This window comes from Rhodococcus sp. PvR044 (assembly GCF_040548995.1).
Taxonomy (GTDB): domain Bacteria; phylum Actinomycetota; class Actinomycetes; order Mycobacteriales; family Mycobacteriaceae; genus Rhodococcus_G; species Rhodococcus_G oryzae.
The window spans coordinates 175286-191629 of sequence record NZ_JBEPSX010000005.1; the positions used below are offsets into that span (position 1 = coordinate 175286).

At 68.1% G+C, this 16344-nt stretch carries 15 protein-coding genes; 5 read left to right on the forward strand and 10 right to left on the reverse strand.

The genetic code is table 11. The annotated features are described in order from the left end of the window. Window positions 1-35 precede the first annotated feature (35 nt). Together ABIC28_RS13985 and ABIC28_RS13990 are read left to right on the forward strand one after the other, a co-directional pair. Window positions 36-581 carry a TetR/AcrR family transcriptional regulator gene (locus ABIC28_RS13985; protein ID WP_209928259.1) on the forward strand — a complete coding sequence of 182 codons (546 nt, stop codon included), beginning with the start codon at window positions 36-38 and terminating at the stop codon, window positions 579-581. Window positions 582-694: 113 nt separating this feature from the next. Then, complete coding sequence (locus ABIC28_RS13990) at window positions 695-2071, forward strand: flavin monoamine oxidase family protein (protein WP_354579386.1); 1377 nt, start codon at window positions 695-697, stop codon at window positions 2069-2071. A gap of 96 nt (window positions 2072-2167) precedes the next feature. Here the strand turns inward: ABIC28_RS13990 and ABIC28_RS13995 are convergent, their stop codons facing one another. From ABIC28_RS13995 to ABIC28_RS14010, 4 genes are all read right to left on the reverse strand, one after another. Beyond that, the gene (locus tag ABIC28_RS13995; protein ID WP_354579388.1) at window positions 2168-3793 is read right to left on the reverse strand and encodes an AMP-dependent synthetase/ligase; all 1626 of its coding nucleotides are present in this window, start codon (window positions 3791-3793) and stop codon (window positions 2168-2170) included. Between the two features lie 67 nt (window positions 3794-3860). Next, entirely contained in the window at window positions 3861-5378 is a 1518-nt protein-coding gene (locus ABIC28_RS14000) for a flavin-containing monooxygenase (protein ID WP_354579390.1), read from the reverse strand. Further along, a complete protein-coding gene (locus tag ABIC28_RS14005; protein ID WP_354579392.1) occupies window positions 5375-6601 on the reverse strand; it encodes a serine hydrolase domain-containing protein in 1227 nt (408 codons plus the stop codon). The genes ABIC28_RS14000 and ABIC28_RS14005 overlap by 4 nt, the downstream gene beginning before the upstream one ends. A gap of 38 nt (window positions 6602-6639) precedes the next feature. Beyond that, window positions 6640-7413, reverse strand: a complete 774-nt coding sequence (locus tag ABIC28_RS14010) for an SDR family NAD(P)-dependent oxidoreductase (protein WP_354579394.1) — start codon at window positions 7411-7413, stop codon at window positions 6640-6642. A 165-nt stretch (window positions 7414-7578) separates the two neighbouring features. On the opposite strand from ABIC28_RS14010, the gene ABIC28_RS14015 reads away from it, so the two are divergent. The 3 genes from ABIC28_RS14015 (at window position 7579) to ABIC28_RS14025 (ending at window position 9846) form a co-directional block, all read left to right on the forward strand. Next, window positions 7579-8496, forward strand: a complete 918-nt coding sequence (locus tag ABIC28_RS14015; protein WP_257017476.1) for a crotonase/enoyl-CoA hydratase family protein — start codon at window positions 7579-7581, stop codon at window positions 8494-8496. Next, window positions 8480-9097 (forward strand): TetR/AcrR family transcriptional regulator, encoded by a 618-nt coding sequence (locus ABIC28_RS14020; RefSeq protein ID WP_097211736.1) that lies wholly within the window; start codon window positions 8480-8482, stop codon window positions 9095-9097. The genes ABIC28_RS14015 and ABIC28_RS14020 overlap by 17 nt, the downstream gene beginning before the upstream one ends. 146 nt (window positions 9098-9243) lie before the next feature. After that, window positions 9244-9846, forward strand: coding sequence for a TetR/AcrR family transcriptional regulator (locus ABIC28_RS14025; protein WP_354579397.1), 603 nt, complete (start codon window positions 9244-9246; stop codon window positions 9844-9846). On the opposite strand, the gene ABIC28_RS14030 is transcribed toward ABIC28_RS14025, so the two are convergent. The 6 genes from ABIC28_RS14030 to ABIC28_RS14055 form a co-directional block, all read right to left on the reverse strand. After that, window positions 9820-10410, reverse strand: a complete 591-nt coding sequence (locus tag ABIC28_RS14030; protein WP_354579399.1) for an SMP-30/gluconolactonase/LRE family protein — start codon at window positions 10408-10410, stop codon at window positions 9820-9822. The two genes, ABIC28_RS14025 and ABIC28_RS14030, sit on opposite strands and share 27 nt — an antisense overlap. A gap of 231 nt (window positions 10411-10641) precedes the next feature. After that, a complete protein-coding gene (locus ABIC28_RS14035; RefSeq protein WP_354579401.1) occupies window positions 10642-12885 on the reverse strand; it encodes an acyl-CoA dehydrogenase family protein in 2244 nt (747 codons plus the stop codon). Window positions 12886-12914: 29 nt separating this feature from the next. Beyond that, a complete protein-coding gene (locus tag ABIC28_RS14040) occupies window positions 12915-13871 on the reverse strand; it encodes an SDR family NAD(P)-dependent oxidoreductase (protein ID WP_097211815.1) in 957 nt (318 codons plus the stop codon). Further along, window positions 13868-14677 (reverse strand): enoyl-CoA hydratase/isomerase family protein, encoded by an 810-nt coding sequence (locus ABIC28_RS14045; RefSeq protein ID WP_097211740.1) that lies wholly within the window; start codon window positions 14675-14677, stop codon window positions 13868-13870. Before ABIC28_RS14045 ends, ABIC28_RS14040 begins: the two co-directional genes overlap by 4 nt. Next, complete coding sequence (locus tag ABIC28_RS14050; protein WP_269589641.1) at window positions 14674-15690, reverse strand: TIGR03617 family F420-dependent LLM class oxidoreductase; 1017 nt, start codon at window positions 15688-15690, stop codon at window positions 14674-14676. Before ABIC28_RS14050 ends, ABIC28_RS14045 begins: the two co-directional genes overlap by 4 nt. Continuing rightward, window positions 15687-16304 (reverse strand): TetR/AcrR family transcriptional regulator, encoded by a 618-nt coding sequence (locus ABIC28_RS14055; protein WP_257017470.1) that lies wholly within the window; start codon window positions 16302-16304, stop codon window positions 15687-15689. The genes ABIC28_RS14050 and ABIC28_RS14055 overlap by 4 nt, the downstream gene beginning before the upstream one ends. Window positions 16305-16344 lie beyond the last annotated feature (40 nt).

Here is a 16344-nt window from a genome sequence, read left to right on the forward strand (position 1 = left end):
CGGGAGCGGAGACGATCCCCAACTACGATGATCGCGTGTCAACGAGGAGAGAGACCATCCTGGCCGCCGCGACCCCCGTTCTGGCACGCGACAGGGGCGCATCCATGCAGTCGATCGCACAGGCAGCCGGGATCAGCCGCACCTCATTGACGCGATTGTTTCCGACTCGCGAGACACTCGTCACCGCATTGGCCGACCGCATTCATGCCAGGGCGGCCGAGGCACTCGACGCCGCCGAACTCGGCACAGCGGACTTCCAGACCGCACTGACCGCACTGACGAACAACTTTCTGCCGCTGGCCCAGATCTGGGGAGTCCTGTCCCTGGAACCGCATCTCCTGAGCCAGCCGGCACTGGTCGCGCGGGCCGAGGACCTGATGAACCGTCTCGACGAGTTCTTCGCCCGCGGCCAGCGCGAGGGCCACATCCGCCCCGAACTGCCGCCGCAGTGGTTGTCCTTCACCCTCTTCGGGCTGGCGGAGACCGCCTGGTACCTGGTCCTCGACGAGCAAATGGGCTCCCGGCAGGCACCCGATTTCCTCCTCTCGATGATCCTGCACGGGGCAGCCAAGCGCGACTGAGTTCTCGAGGATCGTTGGGCGCCCGGCACTTCAGGCAGCGCGATATCTGGTACATCGATGTACCATCAGGGCCTTAGTTGTACCGACGTAGAGGGTCCAAGGAAGGAACCACCATGAGTCCGAACCGACGGTCCGTGCTTATCGGAGCCGCGATCCTCGCAACCACATCGGCCGCAGGCTTCGGGCGCCGCAGCGCCAACGCATCGACGCCGGGCACCGGTTCTGTGCTGGTGATCGGAGCCGGCATCGCCGGGCTCACCGCAGCACGCGACCTCGCCCGAGACGGACGCCGGGTGACGGTGCTCGAAGCACGCGACCGCATGGGAGGTCGATTGTGGACCGATCGCAATTGGCGAGACATGCCGCTGGACCTGGGCGCCTCCTGGATCCATGGCATCGACGGCAACCCCGTCACCGAGCTGCGCGACGAGTTCAAGCTCCCCACCGTGGTGCTCAATCAGAACGTCATCACCACCTACAGCGGCGGCGACCACCTGACCGCGGCCGAGATGGCGGAGCACGAAGCCGACGCCGCGGCGGCCCTGGCCGCAATACAGGTGCTGTCCGCGCTCCCACGGTTCTCGAACACCTCCTTCGCCGCCGCGATCGACCTGGTGCTGACGCAGCTGCGCCTGACCGGCATCCGTGCCGACCGCGTCCGAAACACCGTCCACCACTTCATCCAGGACTCTTTCGGCGCCGACCCCGAACAGGTCCCGCTGTGGGTCGGCCAGCACCACGTGAGCCACGGCGGCGATCAGGTGGTCTTTCCCCGCGGCTACGACGAGATCCCGACCCGGCTCGCCGAGGGCCTGGACGTGCGATTGGGTCATGTCGTCGATCGGATCGCCCACGACACCACCGGGGTTCGGGTGCACACCGACCACGGTGTCTTCCATGCCGATCACGTGGTCGTCACCCTGCCGCTGGGGGTGCTGAAGACCGATGCCGTCACCTTCGATCCGCCGTTGCCAGCGAAGAAACAGGAGGCGATCCGACGCCTCGGCATGGGCGTCTACAACAAGCTGTATCTACGCTTCGACACCCAGTTCTGGGATGACGCCGAGCTCATCGCCCAATTCGGCGTGCCGAACGATCCGATGGCCGCATGGTTTCCGCTACAAAGCGTCACCGGGGTGCCCGTGATCGCCGCGCTGCGCGGCGGGTCGGTCGCGCGCCGCATCGAAACCCTCGACGACACTGCCACCGTCGCAGAGGGGATGCTCGCCCTGCGCGCCATGTACGGCGAGAGTGTGCCCGAACCCCGCGACTATCGGATCACTCGCTGGTCGTCCGACCCCTACGCCCGCGGCTCCTACTCCTACCCCGGCATCGACTCCACCCCCGACGACCGGGACATCGTCGCCGAACCGGTTGGCAACCGAGTCTTCTTCGCCGGTGAGGCCACGCACGCCACCGAATCCTCCACGGTCCATGGCGCGCTTCTCTCCGGCCGACGCGAGGCCGACCTCATCCGCCGAATCGGATGACCGTGTACGGCCGAGGCGCGCACCCTGGCTGACTCCGTATTCGAAGCACGACCCGTGGTGAACCCGCCCCGGTCCGATCCGGGGCGGGGCGGGTCGCTACGCGTACAGAGCGTCGAACACGTCGCCGTACTTCTCGTGCACGGCACGCCTCTTGATCTTCAGGCTCGCGGTGAGTTCGCCGCCTTCCGGAGTCCATTCCGTCGGAAGCACCTGATAGCGCTTGACCTGTTCCACCCGAGCGAGGTCCTCGTTCGCGAGATCGACCGCGCGGTCGATCTCCGCGATCACATCGGGATGTGTGGCGAGCTCAGCCGGTGTGGCGAAGGCGATGTCACGCGAGGTCGCCCACGCCGCAGCCGCTTCCTGGTCGAGAACGATGAGTGCGACCAGGTACGGCCGGCGGTCGCCGTAGGCCAGCGACTGACCGACCAGGGGGTGCTTGGTCAGCAGCGCCTCCACCGCGGCGGGCGCGATGTTCTTCCCGCCCGCGGTGATGATCAGGTCCTTCTTGCGGTCGACGATGTAGAGATGCCCGTCCTCGTCGATTCGTCCTACGTCGCCCGAGTGCATCCAGCCGTCGTCGTCGGTGACGGAGACGAGTGATCCGTCCTCCTGGAGGTAGCCCGGTGACACGATCGGACCGCGCACGAGGATCTCGCCGTCCTCCAGCAGCTTGATCTCGGTGCCCGGGATAGGGATACCGACCGAACCGAACCGGAAATCCTCCGCGCTGGTGGAGGTGACCACACCGGTCGCTTCGGTCATCCCCCACGCCTCGACGATCGAGACTCCCAGCGACCGGAAGTACTCCTGCACAGCGACCGAAAGCGGAGCAGCCGAACTGCAGGCCCACAGGACCTCGTCGAGTCCGACGTCCGCGGCAGACGAACCCGGCCGCGAACGCAGCGCCCCGGCGAGCTTCTCCCAGATTCGGGGGACACCGAAGAAGCTGGTCGGGCGAGTCCGGACGAGCTGCTCCACCAGCCGACTCGGATCGGGGCAGAAGGTCACGTGGCCTGCCTTGTGAACGATCATGTAGACCGACACCATGCGCTCGGCGATGTGCGCGAGGGGCAGGTAGCAGACGCTGCGGAAGTGTTCGGGCGTGGGCGCCGCCGCGTCCCTCGCCTCCGCATTGGCGATCACGTTGCGGTGCGTCAGCAACACACCCTTGGGCACGCCGGTCGTCCCAGAGGTGTAAATCAGCGTCACCGGATCGTCCTCGGTGATCTCCCGCCAGACAGCCTCGAACGCCTCGAGGTCCGTCCCCTCCGTCACCACGTCGGACCACCTGACGAAGCGCTCGTCGCCGGCCACACACGCCTCCGGATCGAGCACTACGACGTGCTCGAGCTCAGGGAGTTGGTCGAGCACCGGGAGCCAGCGTTCGACCTCGTCAGCTCCCTCGAGCACCGCCACACGCGCTCGGCTGTGATTCGCCACGTAAGCGATCTGGGAGGACGGCATGGTGCCGTACACCGTGGCCGGAAGAGCACCGAGGTGCACCGCCGCCTGGTCCGTCAACCAGTGCTCCGGGCGGCTCGACATCATGATCGCGACGCGATCGCCCTTCCGGACACCCAGCCGGGACAGGCCCAGCGCGATCCGGGCGATGCTCAACTGGGCTTCGCCCCAGGTGAGCGTCACTCCGTCATGAGTGAGCGCGGGCTTGTCGTGGAACAGGTCGGCGTTGCGTTGGAACAGTTCGGGAATGGTCGTCATTGCGGGGCCTTTCTGAGATGAGTGAGGAGTCCGCTGGGATTCGGAACGAGTGCGTGCACCGTGCGGCTCAGCCGGTGGTGACGGGCGGTTGTGAGACGGTGGCCCTGGCGTGCCGCAGATAGTCGGAACGCCGCACGAAGCGGGTGCGCAGCCAGTACGACAACGTCGATCTGGGCCACAGCAGCGTGTTGCGCCCGGTGGCGGGATCCTGGTACCAGCTCTTGCATCCACCGGCCTGCCACACGGTCGAGGAGAGCCGCCCCTGCAGGAACTGGTTGAAGCGATCCTGGGCGTCGCGCCGGACCTCGATCACGCCGCCGCGGCCCGCGTATCGCAGGCACTTGGCCATGTACTCGGCCTGTGCCTCGATCATGAAGACCTGAGAGTTGTGCCCGAGGCCCGTGTTCGGGCCGCACAGCAAAAAGAGGTTCGGGAACCCCGCCACGGTCGTTCCGAGGTACGCCTCCGGACCCGACTCCCACTGCGAACCGAGGGCCACGCCGTCGCGTCCCCGGATCGGCACCCGGCTGAGGCTGTTTTGGGCGTCGAAGCCGGTGCCGAAGATGAGGACGTCGGCGTCGTATTCGGTTCCGTCCGTGGCGACCACGGACTGCGCACGGACCTCCTCGACGCCTGCGGTGACGACGTCGACGTGCGGTTTGGCGAGGGCCGGGTAGTAGTCGCTGGAGATGAGCAGTCGCTTGCAGCCGATCTCGTAGTCCGGAGTGAGCTTTGCCCTCAGCTCGGGATCACGGATCTGCCGCTTCAGGTGACCCGAGGCGAGTGCCTTCGTGGGCCCCATCTTGGAGGTGTCCGAGACGAATCCCTTGGCCCGCTTCTCGTGGATCCAGAACAGACGCGCGCGGCGATTCCATCGCTTGATCGGGTTGCGGCGCATCTCTTCCCGTTCGTCCTCGCTGAACGCGCGATTGACCTTGGGAACGATCCACGGGGCGGTCCGCTGGAAGAGCGCGAGCGTGGCGGTCCGGTCGACGATGGCGGGAACGAACTGGATCGCGCTCGCGCCGGTGCCGACGACGGCCACTCGCTTGCCGTCGAGGTCGCACGAGTGATCCCAGTGCGCGGAATGAAACACCGGTCCCTGGAAGTTCTCGATGCCGGGCAGCTTCGGGTAGGAGGCGTGGTGCAGGACCCCCATCGCGGAAACCAGGAATCGTGCCCGGAAGACCGAGCCGTCCGCCGTGTCGACCCGCCAGGACCCGTCCTGCTCGTCCCAGTCGGCACCGGTGACCTTGGTGCCGAAGCGAATACGCTCGGTGATACGAAGTTCCGCGCTGGTGTCGCGGAGGTACTCCAGGATCTCCTGTTGCGGCGCGAAGAGGTGGCGCCAGTCCGGGTTCTGCCGGAAGGAGAACGAGTAGAGCGGCGAGGGGATGTCGCACGCGCACCCCGGGTAGGTGTTCTCGCGCCACGTCCCGCCGACATCATCGCCCTGCTCGAGGAGCAGGTAGTCGAGACCACCCGCGCGGGAGATCATCGCGGCCGCCGCGAGTCCGGAGAACCCGGCTCCGAGGATGAGCACGTCTGTCCGTGTCGAATCGTCTTGTTCGTTGGAGGAAGTCATCGTTGATCCTGTTCGAGTTGCGGCGCTCGTCGCGCCGGCGGCGACGGGACGGTCTGGCCGAGTGAGCGGTAGATGGCATCTACGAGGGCCCGTCCGCGCTCGTTGAGCAGCGTCCCCTGGCCCTGCTTGTTCATGGTGTAGCCGACGCTGAGGCCGAGCTCGGGGTCGGCGAACCCGATCGAGCCGCCCGATCCACAGTGGCCGAACGCCTGGCTCCCGATTCGCATGCTGTGGCCGTCGCCGAGCTCCGCGCGGTTGTCCATCGACAGCATGAATCCGCCACGGAACCTGGTTCGCATCAGCAGTGTCGCGTCCAAGCCGTCGGACACCGGCATCGAGTGCGCCGGAGCCGATTCGAGACGTCCGAGACCTCCCACGACGGGATCGAGAAGGGCGTTCGCGTACATCTGCGCGAGGCCTCTCCCGTTGGTGACACCGTTGGCCGCGGGAATCTCCGCCGCCCGGCCGGCGCGGGTGTTCACCCCCTTGCGAGCCCAGTCCCCCGAGTTGAACACAAAGAGGTTCGGGATCGAACCGCGCTGGTGAAGGGCGGCATCGAGGAACGGTGTGGTGGTGACCTCGCCGGTGATCCCCTTGACGATCGGAGCGATACGCGGCTCGATCTCCTGCGGCAGTCCGATCCAGAAGTCGAGTCCCTGCGGACCAGCGATCTCCGCCGCGAAGAACCCGCCGATCGACGAGCCGGTGACGCGGCGAACCACCTCACCGAGCACAAACCCGAAGGTCACCGGGTGGTAACCGTGCCGCTTGCCCGGCCGCCAGAACGGCGCCTGGTCCGCGATCCGGCCGACCATGTACTCCCAGTCCTCGAGCATGCCGGATCCGAGCGGCTCGCTGAGCACGGGAATCCCCGCCGAGTGATCGAGCAACATTCCTATCGTGATGTCGCCCTTGCCGTTCGCGGCGAACTGCGGCCACACCTGTGCCACCGGCAGGTCCTCGCGAATCTCGCCGGACGCGATCAACAGCTGGATACACAGCGCGACGGCAGCCTTGGTGCACGAGAACACGACACCGACCGTGTCCCGTTCCCATTGCCGCCCCGTCTCGGGATCGGCGACACCGCCCCACAGGTCCACGACCGGCCTGCCGTCGACCAGGACGCACAGGGAGGCACCCACCTCGCCGCGATCGGTGAAGTTCCGCTCGAACTCCTCCGCCGCCGCGGCGAACGCGGGGTCGACCACGCCACGGTATTCCATTGCGACAGCTCCTTTCACGAGCTCGGGGGAACCTCAGGTCAGCGGTAGAGGCCCTGGGTGTTGATCCCCGCGCCGCCGTCGACCCGCAGCGACTGGCCGGTGATGGCGCCGGCTCCCGTCGACATGAGGAACAACACCGACGCCACCACCTCGTCCACCCCGACAAGGCGCTTCATCGCGACGTTCTGCAGCACTCGATCACGGGTGCTGTCCGGCATCGAGAGAACCTTGGGGGTCGCGACCAGCCCGGGGACGATCGCGTTGACCCGGATACCGGAGTCGGCCCATTCAGCGGCGAGCGTCCGGACCAGCCCGAGCACTCCCGCCTTGGCGGCCCCGTACGACACCTGCCCGGGCAGGCCGTCGAGGGCCCCTGTCGAGGAGAAGAGGACCAGGTTCGCGCAGTTGCTCTCGGCCAGGGCTGCGTAGGCGGCCTGTGCGGTCCAGAACTGGGACAACAGATTTGATTCGATATCCCGGCGGAAGGTATCCGCGGAGAACGACTTGGCGCGGTGCACGGTTGCGACGCTGGCGGCGGCGCCGATGAGGCAGTCCAGCCCCCCGAGCAGTGACACCGCCCGTTCGACCGCGGCCGCCGCGGCCGACTCGTCCGCGAGGTCGGCCTCGAGGAGCGGGATCGCCGCTACTTCATCCGGCAGCGTGGTCCCGGGGCGGTCGATCCCGACAACCTCACATCCGAGCGCCGCCAGGGCCGCGACAAGCGCTGCTCCGATCCCTCCAGCCGCACCCGTGACGATGACCTTCATCCCGGGGCCCGGGGCCGTTGCGGGACTGACCGATGACAACTCCATGGCGGATGACCGCCTTCCTATCCACGTCAATCGACTGGATGATGTTTGCGCCCAAAGACATTGGGTCGATCAATCGATCGACCGCTCGAATGCGGATCAAGTTACCCACGTCACCCCGAGTCCGTCAATGGGGTAGACAACCGCGTCGATCCAAAGCTAAAGTGAATTCACTTTACCAATGAGAGGTGGAAAATGTACGAGACTTTGATCTACTCCGTCGCAGGCCCCGTGGCCACGATCACCTTCAACCGCCCCGATCGACTGAACACCATCGTTCCGCCGATGCCCGACGAGTTCCAGGACGCCATGACGAAGGCGACCCGCGACACCGAGGTCAAGGTGATCGTCGTTCGCGGCGCCGGCCGATCCTTCTGTGCCGGATACGATTTCAGCGGCGGATTCAGCCACTGGGGCGATCAGATGAACACCGACGGGAAGTGGGACGCCGGCAAGGACTTCGTGATGGCGACCGCGCCCTCGGAAGCCCCGACCCAGAAGTTCATGAGCATGTGGCGAAGCCCCAAGCCGGTGATCGCCCAGATCCACGGCTGGTGTCTCGGCGGCGGCAGCGAGATGGCGCTCGGCGCCGACATCGTCATCGCCTCCGAGGATGCCCGGATCGGCACGCCGTACGCGCGGATGTGGGGCTGCCACCTCTCCGGCATGTGGATCTACCGTCTCGGGCTGGCGAAGGCCAAGGAGTACGCTCTCACCGGCAAGCCCGTCTCGGGTGTGGAGGCGGCGGAGATCGGACTCATCAACAAGGCGGTGCCGTTTGCGGAACTCGAAGCCGAGGTGGCACGGCAGGCCGAGCAGCTCGCCAGCATTCCTGTCTCCCAGCTCTCCGCGATGAAGCTCATCGTGAACCAGGCGTATGAGAACATGGGACTGGCCAGCACCCAGATGCTCGGACCGATCCTCGACGGGCTGATGCGAAACACCCCCGAGGCATTGGAATTCATCGAACTGGCCGACAAGCAGGGCGTCTCCGCCATGGTGGCCGTGCGGGACGCGCCGTTCGGCGACTACAGCACCGCACCCAAGGAAGAGCAGCCGGACCCGAACAATGTCATCGTCCCCTGACAAAGCTTCCCCCCACGCGCTGACGGCCAGGGGCGGAGCCACCCGGCTGCGCCTCATCGAGGCCGCCCGCGCGGAACTGCTGGAGACGGGCGGGGCCCTGGAGGTGGCGAAGGTCGCGGCACGCGCCGAGGCATCTCCAGGGCTGCTGTACCGATACTTCGGCGCCAAGGACGGCCTGGTCGCCGCCGTTGTCCACGCCTTCTACGACGCCTATGACGACGCGGTCTTCGCCGTCACGGTGTCCGAGGATCTGGGCTGGATCGAGCGGGAGCGGTTGCGCCTGTCCAGGGAGATCGACTTCCTGCGCGAGGATCCGCTCGCCCCGATCATCGTGGGCAGGCGGCTGCGCGAGCCATCCGCTTCGCAGGCCGACGCCGAACGCCTCGCGACCCAGATCGACATGGCCGCGCGCAATATCGTGCACGCGCAACGGAGCGGCGAGGTCGATCCCACCGTCGATGCGCGACTTGCCGCGGCCGCGTTCCTCGGCGCGTTCCGCGAGCTCATGGCTGAGGCCATGAGCCGGGAGGTCACCCCCTCCCGACAGGAGCTGTTGGACACGATCTGGCGTCTCGGCACCAGCGTCATCCCGGGCACCTGACGCACCGTCGACGCACTGTGGAAGGGGGCGACCGGGAGGATCCTCGATCGCCCGCCGGGCGCCGACCGGTTCCGGGCGCCGGTTGTCCTGCTAGATTTCCCTGCAAGACGCCTGGAACCGGGTGGTGGTTCACGTCGGAGGTGGAAGTGGCGAGAAACCTTGGTCTCGAGGTCGGTGTCGACGTGGCCGAGCAGATCAGAGTCGAGGCGGCGCGACTCTTCCACCAACGCGGCTACGGCATGACCGCGATCCGCGAGATCGCCGAGGCCGCCGGGATCTCGTCGTCGACGATGTACCACCACTATCGGAACAAACAGGATGTGCTGTTCGCGATATCCCGGCAGTTCATGATCGACTTCAACGACGCGCTCCTCCCGGTGCTCAGCGACTCGACGCGCCCGCCTCGGGACCGTCTGGACGACGCGATCGGCCTCCACCTGAAGATCAGCAATGAGAGGCACACCGAGCTGCTCAGCATTCGGGGCAACCGCGGCGCCCTCTCCCCCGTCCAGCTGGACACGATCGTGGGCCTGCAGGCCACCTACCAGCGGGCCATTCGTGACGTCGTCGCCGCCATCCAGGGCCAGGAGACCGCCCCCGGCGATGTCGCGATCACCACGATGGCGCTGATGGATCTGATCAACGGGGTGTGCCAGTGGTTCGACCCCTCGGGGCGCCTGTCGATCGACGAGATCGCGGACCACTACCGGCACTTGGCGCGATCATTGGTGATCGGTGCAGCCCCATAGCCTGAAGACGGATCCCGTCCCGGCCGCGGTGACGTAGAACTCCCCCGAACCCGTTGGGCCACAGCAGATGTTGGTGGGCATGCTACCTGCGGGCAGGTCACAACTCGCCTCGAGGGCGCCCCCGCACCCGACGACGTCGATGCGGTCGCCGCTGGTGGTCGCGATCCAGAGCCGGCCGGTGGAATCGACGGCAAGCCCGTCCGGATGCCCGTCGGTCACCGTGTGCACAGTCGCCCGATCGATGGGACGACCCTGTGTCACATCATATTTCGACACCTGTCCGCTGACGGTCTCGGTCAGGTAGAGCCGATCACCGTCAAACGCGATCCCGTTGACGAAGACCGGGCCCTCGAGTTGCAGTTCCGCTTCGCCGGTGTCGATGTCGACGGCCCAGACCCGTCCCGGCAGCGCCCGATCCGGATGAGCGAAGTCGACCTGCTCCCGCGAGTCGGTGACCCACAACCGCCCGTCCGGCCCCAAGACCGGGTCGTTAGGGGCGCCCATCCCCCTCGCGAGGTAGGACACCTCACCGTCGCGGATGACCTGGATTCCCGGCTCGGCCACGGCATGCGCCGCCCAGATACCACCGTCTGTGCGACATAGAACTCGCCGTCGGGACCGAGTGCGAGACCGTTCGGGCCTCCCCCGACCCGGTGCTCGGCCACGTCCGAGCCGTCCCGTTCGAGGACGATGACCGAGCCCCGACTCATGGACACCACGGCCATCCGGTTGTCGGGCAGGCAGATCGGGCCCTCGGTGAAACCGAGGCCATCCGCGAGCAGCGTGACGTTCATGTCAGCGCGGCAGGCCGAGCACGCGCTGGGCGATGACGTTGAGCTGGATCTCGATGGTTCCGCCACCGAACATGACGGCCGGGACTCCCAGGTAGTCACGGACATACGGCTCTTCCGGGCTGCCCACACAGCCGAGCGGTCCGAGCAGGGCGACCACCGCGCGGGAACCATCGCGCTGGGCGATGGCGTGGAACACCTTCTGCACGCTGTTCAGGGACCCAGTGGTGTCCTCCGATCCGTGGAGTCGCTGCAGCACGCTCCGCAGGTTCAGCGCCGCCACCGACAGCTCGCGGGCGGTGTTGCGGCCGAGGACGCGCATGGCCTCGTCCCGGGTGCTCCCGTACTCGTCGCGGTCGAGCAGCCGACGAACCATGTTCGCCGATCCGTGGCCCAGCTTGGCCGATCCCATCTTCAGGCGCTCGTTCGACAGCGTGGTGACCGCAAGCCGCCAGCCGTCGCCAGGGCCGGCGACGACGCCGTCATCCGGCACGAACACCTCGTCGAGGAAGACCTCGTTGAACTCCCAGATCCCGGTCACCTGGCGAAGCGGCCGCACGTCGACGCCGAGAGCGTGCATGTCGATGAGGAAGTAGGTCAGACCGGCGTGCTTCGGCACATCCGCGTCGGTTCGCGCCAGGCACACTCCCCAATCCGCCTCCTGCGCCTGGGAGTTCCACACCTTCTGTCCGGTGAGCACCCAGCCGCCGTCCACCTTGCGGGCACGGGTGGACAGGCCGGCGAGATCCGATCCCGCACCGGGCTCGGAGAACAACTGGCACCAGATGAGTTCCCCACGCAGGGTGGCCGGGACGAACCGCTTCTGCTGCTCCTCGCTGCCGTGCGCGACCAGGGTGGGCAGCACCCACTCGGCAATTCCCATGTCGGGCTGGGTGAGCCCGCGCCGGGCGAACTCGTCGCCGATCACCGCCTGCTCCACCGGTCCGGCGTCGAGCCCGTAGGGCTGCGGGTAGTGCGGCGCGGTCAGACCCTCCGCCGCCAGCCGGGCGCGACGGGATCCACCCCGGGCCGGGGCCCATCCCTCCGACGGGATCTCGTCGTCGGGAAGCGCCAGCACCTCGTCCAACGCACGCCCGACGCGCTCCCGCAACTCCGGCAGCGAATCCCCGTCGATGAACGAGAAGTCGCGTTCGGTGTGCAGGGCCGCATCTCCCAGTCGCGCCGCCCAGATATCCTGCGCGCCAACCGCGGACGCGATGCTGATGGCACGGCGCCAGTACAGGTGCGCGTCATGCTCCCAGGTGAACCCGATCCCGCCGAGCAGGCTGATGCAGTCCAGCGCCTGGTCGACACCGGCAGGGACCGCGGTGAGCGCCGCCTGCGCCGCCGCGAGCCGCTGCTGATCGGCGCTCGCATCGGCTGCACGGGCCGCGTCCCACGCGGCGGCGCAGGCCACCTGGGACCGCACCAGCATCAGCGCCGCCTTGTGCTGGACCGCCTGGAAGCTGCCGACCGGGCGTCCGAACTGGTGGCGGGTGCGCACATAGTCCACGGCGGTCTCCACACACCACGCGGCGATCCCGCTGGCCTCGGCCCCCAGCAGCGAGGTGACGACAACGTCGACCCGGTCCGCATCGAGTCCGGACAACGCCCGCTCGTGAGGAATCCGGTGACCGGCGAGTTCGAGCCGGCCCACCGAGCGCGTCAGGTCGAGCGCCTCGCAGGGCGCCACCTTCGCGGTGGTCGCGGCCTCGTCGAGATCCGCCCGCTCGAGCCAGAACCACAGGTTCCCGCCGGAGGTGCCCTCGAGTGCGGCACGCACCAGCACCCGCTCGGCGCCCGGCAGCCCGATGGTGGGATCGGAGGTCCCCTCGACCGCCCAACCGCCGGCCACCGGCTGTGCGGTCAGCCGGCTACCGGTGACGAGCGCGCCGGTGGCGCCGCCGGCGAATGCAGCGAGCAGATCGTCGGCGCCGTTCGAGGCCGTCGCCGCCACGGCGCTCGTCAGGACCGTGGGCAGGTACGGGCCGGGGAACATCGCCTTCCCGAGCTGCTCGACCACGACCGCCAGCACCGGCAGCCCGCAGTCCGAACCGCCAACGGCCTCCGGCAGGTGCATGTTGTGCAGGCCCTGCCGCACCACCGCATCCCACATCGAGGCGGGGCAGGTACCGGCGGAGAGGGCGTCGAACTGGGTGCGGGTGGCGGCAATCGGCGCCGTCCGGCGGGCGAAGGCCGCGACGGAGTCCGCGAGCGCCCGCTGATCCTCGTTGATCGATAGTGACATGTGTCCTCCTGGAACGAAGTTCGGGTGGGTTAGGGCTGCCGCGCGCTGGGGGCGGTCAGCTCGTCCGACAATTCCCACAGGGCAGCGGCGGTGGCGGGATCGGTGGCGTGGTCTGCGGCCGCACCGACCACGCAGTCCGCGAGGTAGGCACCGCCCACCGAGTCGAGCTCGGGCGCGGTGGCTCCCCATACCGACGTCGCCGCGGCGGCGGGGACGGACTTGAGGTTCGTCAGCGCGTTCGGCGAGCCCGCCGACATGCGCTTCATCTCGGCCATGTCGCCGGAGGACATGTGGCGCGCGAGGCCGGTGGCGCACACACCCGGATGAACCGCGAACGCGTGCACACCCTGACCGCCGACCCGTCGCTCGAGCTCGACGGTCATCAGTACGTTCGCGGCCTTGGACTGCGCGTAGGCGACGAACTTGTCGTAGGTCCGGCTCTCGAAGTTCGGATCGACGAGATCGACGGGGTGTGCCCGATGCGCGTCCGAGGACACCGTGATCACCCGTGCAGGCACACCGGATCGATCGGCGGCGGCCGACAACGAGGGCAGCAGCGCCGTGGTGAGCGTGAAGTGGCCGAGATGGTTGGTGCCGAACTGGAGCTCGAACCCGTCGCGGGTGCGTTCGAACGGGGTGTACATCACCCCGGCGTTGTTGATCAGGATGTCGACCGCCAGCCGGCGCTCGGACACCCGATCGACCAGGGCACGAACGCTTTCCAGGTCGGCGAGGTCGAGTCCGAACACTTCCGGTTCCGACGAGGGATGCGCCTGACGTATCCGTGTCGCCACCGATCCTGCCGCGGCGGTGTCGCGGGCGGTGAGGACGACGTGCGCGCCCGCTCCGGCCAGCGCCCGGGCGGTCTCGGCGCCCAGACCGCTCGTCACCCCTGTGACTAGCACGGTGCGTCCGTTCAGGTCGACGCCGTCGAGGACCTCGTCCGTGGTGCTCGCGCTGCCGAGGGTTGCCCCCTGCTGTGTCATTCCGGCGAGACCTCCTCCCAGTCCGTGGACAGCCGCGAGGTCCACCGGGGGTCGCGCCGGTCGAGGTACGCGCGAACTCCCTCGGCCGCATCGGGTTTGCCCATCACTCGCAGATGCAGGTCCGTCTCGAGTATCGCAACCTTCTCCGGGCCGTACCCGTGCCGAGCGGTCTGCCACAGCAGTCGTTTGGACAGCGCGACCGAGATCGGCGCGGTGTTCACCGCGATGTCGCGAGCCACCTCAAGAGCGGCGGGAAGCACCTCGCCGGACGGCAGGCACCGGCTCGCCAGCCCCAGCCGGACAGCCTCGGCGCCGTCGAAGGTGCGGCCCGTCAACAGAACGTCTGCCGCGGCCGCCATGCCGGCGAAATGCGGAACGGTCCAATGGGACATCGCGTCTGGCAGCACCCCGCGGCGGACCTGCGGGATCGCGTACTTGGCGTCCTCGGCGACGATCCGGATGTCGGCCTGCATCGCGAGCGTGAACCCGATTCCGATGGCATGCCCGTTCACCGCGGCGATCACCGGTTTACGCAGATCGAAGGCCGGTGGATTGACCGGCGAGGCGGTGAACTCGGCAGCGGGAGCGTCGAAGGTGTCGGCGCCACCGGCGAGATCCGCGCCTGCGCAGAACGCGGGGGGCGCACCGGTGAGCACGATGACCCGGATCGAATCGTCCTCGTCGAGGGTCCGATATGCCTCGCCCAGTGCGCGGCCCATGGCGCTGGTGAAGGCGTTGCGCCGGTCGGGCCGGTCGAGGGTCACCACCGCGACTCCCCCATCCGTCCGCACGGACACCCCGCTCACGGCCGCGCCGCCTGAATGGCCGAGATCAATTCGGCGACATGCTTATTCGATACCGGATAGCCGGGGAAGTAGCAGCACACCCGGTCCGCGTGGTCGCCGAACCGGGCGACGATCTCCGCCGCGCACTGCTCGGGGGTCCCGTGCACCGCGAGCGTGGTCATCATGGTGGTGTCGATCAACTCCGTCATCGCGGCGACCTCGCCGCGCTTGGAGAGCACGTTGAGTTCCGGCTGCACGTCGGCCCAGCCCTCCACCTCCAGCACCGGCCGGTACGCCGGGGTCGAGCCGTAGAACGCGAGCAGGCGCCGCACGCCCCGCGCCGCCGCGTCCAGCTCGTCCGGGGTGCGGCCGGTTCCCACGATGATCTGCGGGTAGATCGCGAGGTCCGATCGTGAACGTCCGCCGAGTTCGAGGCCCTCCTCGATCGAAGGCAGGGTCCGTTCCCGGAAGTGCCTGGCGCTGTTGAACGGCATGACGAGCAGTCCGTCCGCGACTTCCGCGGCCGCCCGCGTCATCAACGGGCCCAACGCCCCGAGACAGATCTCCGGAGGCCCATACGGATTGGGCCCGGGGTTGAAGGTCGGGGGCATGAGGGTATGGGTGGTGAACTCGCCCTGGAACTTGAGCGGGGCACCGCCCTCCCACGCGGCGAAGATTGCCTTGATCGCGAGCACCATCTCGCGCATGCGGGCGGCAGGTTTCGACCACTCGGTACCGTACCGGCGCTCGATGTGCGGCCGGATCTGTGAGCCCAGGCCCAGCCGGAACCGCCCGCGGCTCAGGGTCTGCAGATCGTTGGCGGTGTGGGCCAGGTGCATCGGGCTGCGGGGCAGCGCGATGGCCACGTTCGTCATCAGATCGGCCTCGACCACACCCGACGCCGCGATCAGCGGGACGAACACATCGTGGGCCCCTTCGAAGGTGAACAGCCCGTCCGCACCCAGCGCGACGAGCTCACGCGCCCGCGCGGCCGCGTCCTCGGGCCTGCCGTCCAACTGCACGTCGACCTTCATCGGTTCACCGCCGTGACGTCCGACGCCTCGGTCGCGTGCGCGGCCAGCACGTACAGCGAGCCGGCGAGCGCGTCGACGAAGTCCTCCTCGTCCTCCACTCCCCGGGTGAGCCCGCGCATCGTCGTGGTGCCCGAGAGCAGGTCGAACAGGAACATCGCATTCACCCCGGCGGCGATCTCCCCCCGGGCGACGGCGCCGTCCAGCAGCTCCTGGAAGGCCTTGCGCACCGGCGCCCCGATCGCCAGCAGGCGCTGGCGCGCCTCTTGGGTCTGGGAGTCGGCAAGCAGGCCCGGCACGCCGGCACGCGCGGCGGGCCGCGCGGCACGAATCAGAAAGATCCGCACCCAGGTCGCGAGGTCCGTTCGCAGGTCACCCGACTCATCGGGCAGCGGGTGACCCCCGGTCCCGTGCACGGCCTCCTCGATCAACGCCTCGCGCGTGGGCCACCGCCGATAGATGGCTGGGGTGTTGACGCCTGCCATCCGCGCAATCGCGGCGACCGTCGTCTGCTGGTAGCCGACCTCGGACAGGAGGCGGCGGGTCGCGACAAGCGTCGCCTCGTCCTTGCTCAGATCGCGGGGACGCCCGGCACGGGGCGGAGTCTCATGCTTCACTATTACATAGTAACTCGTTACGTTAGTGTCCGCGGCACCT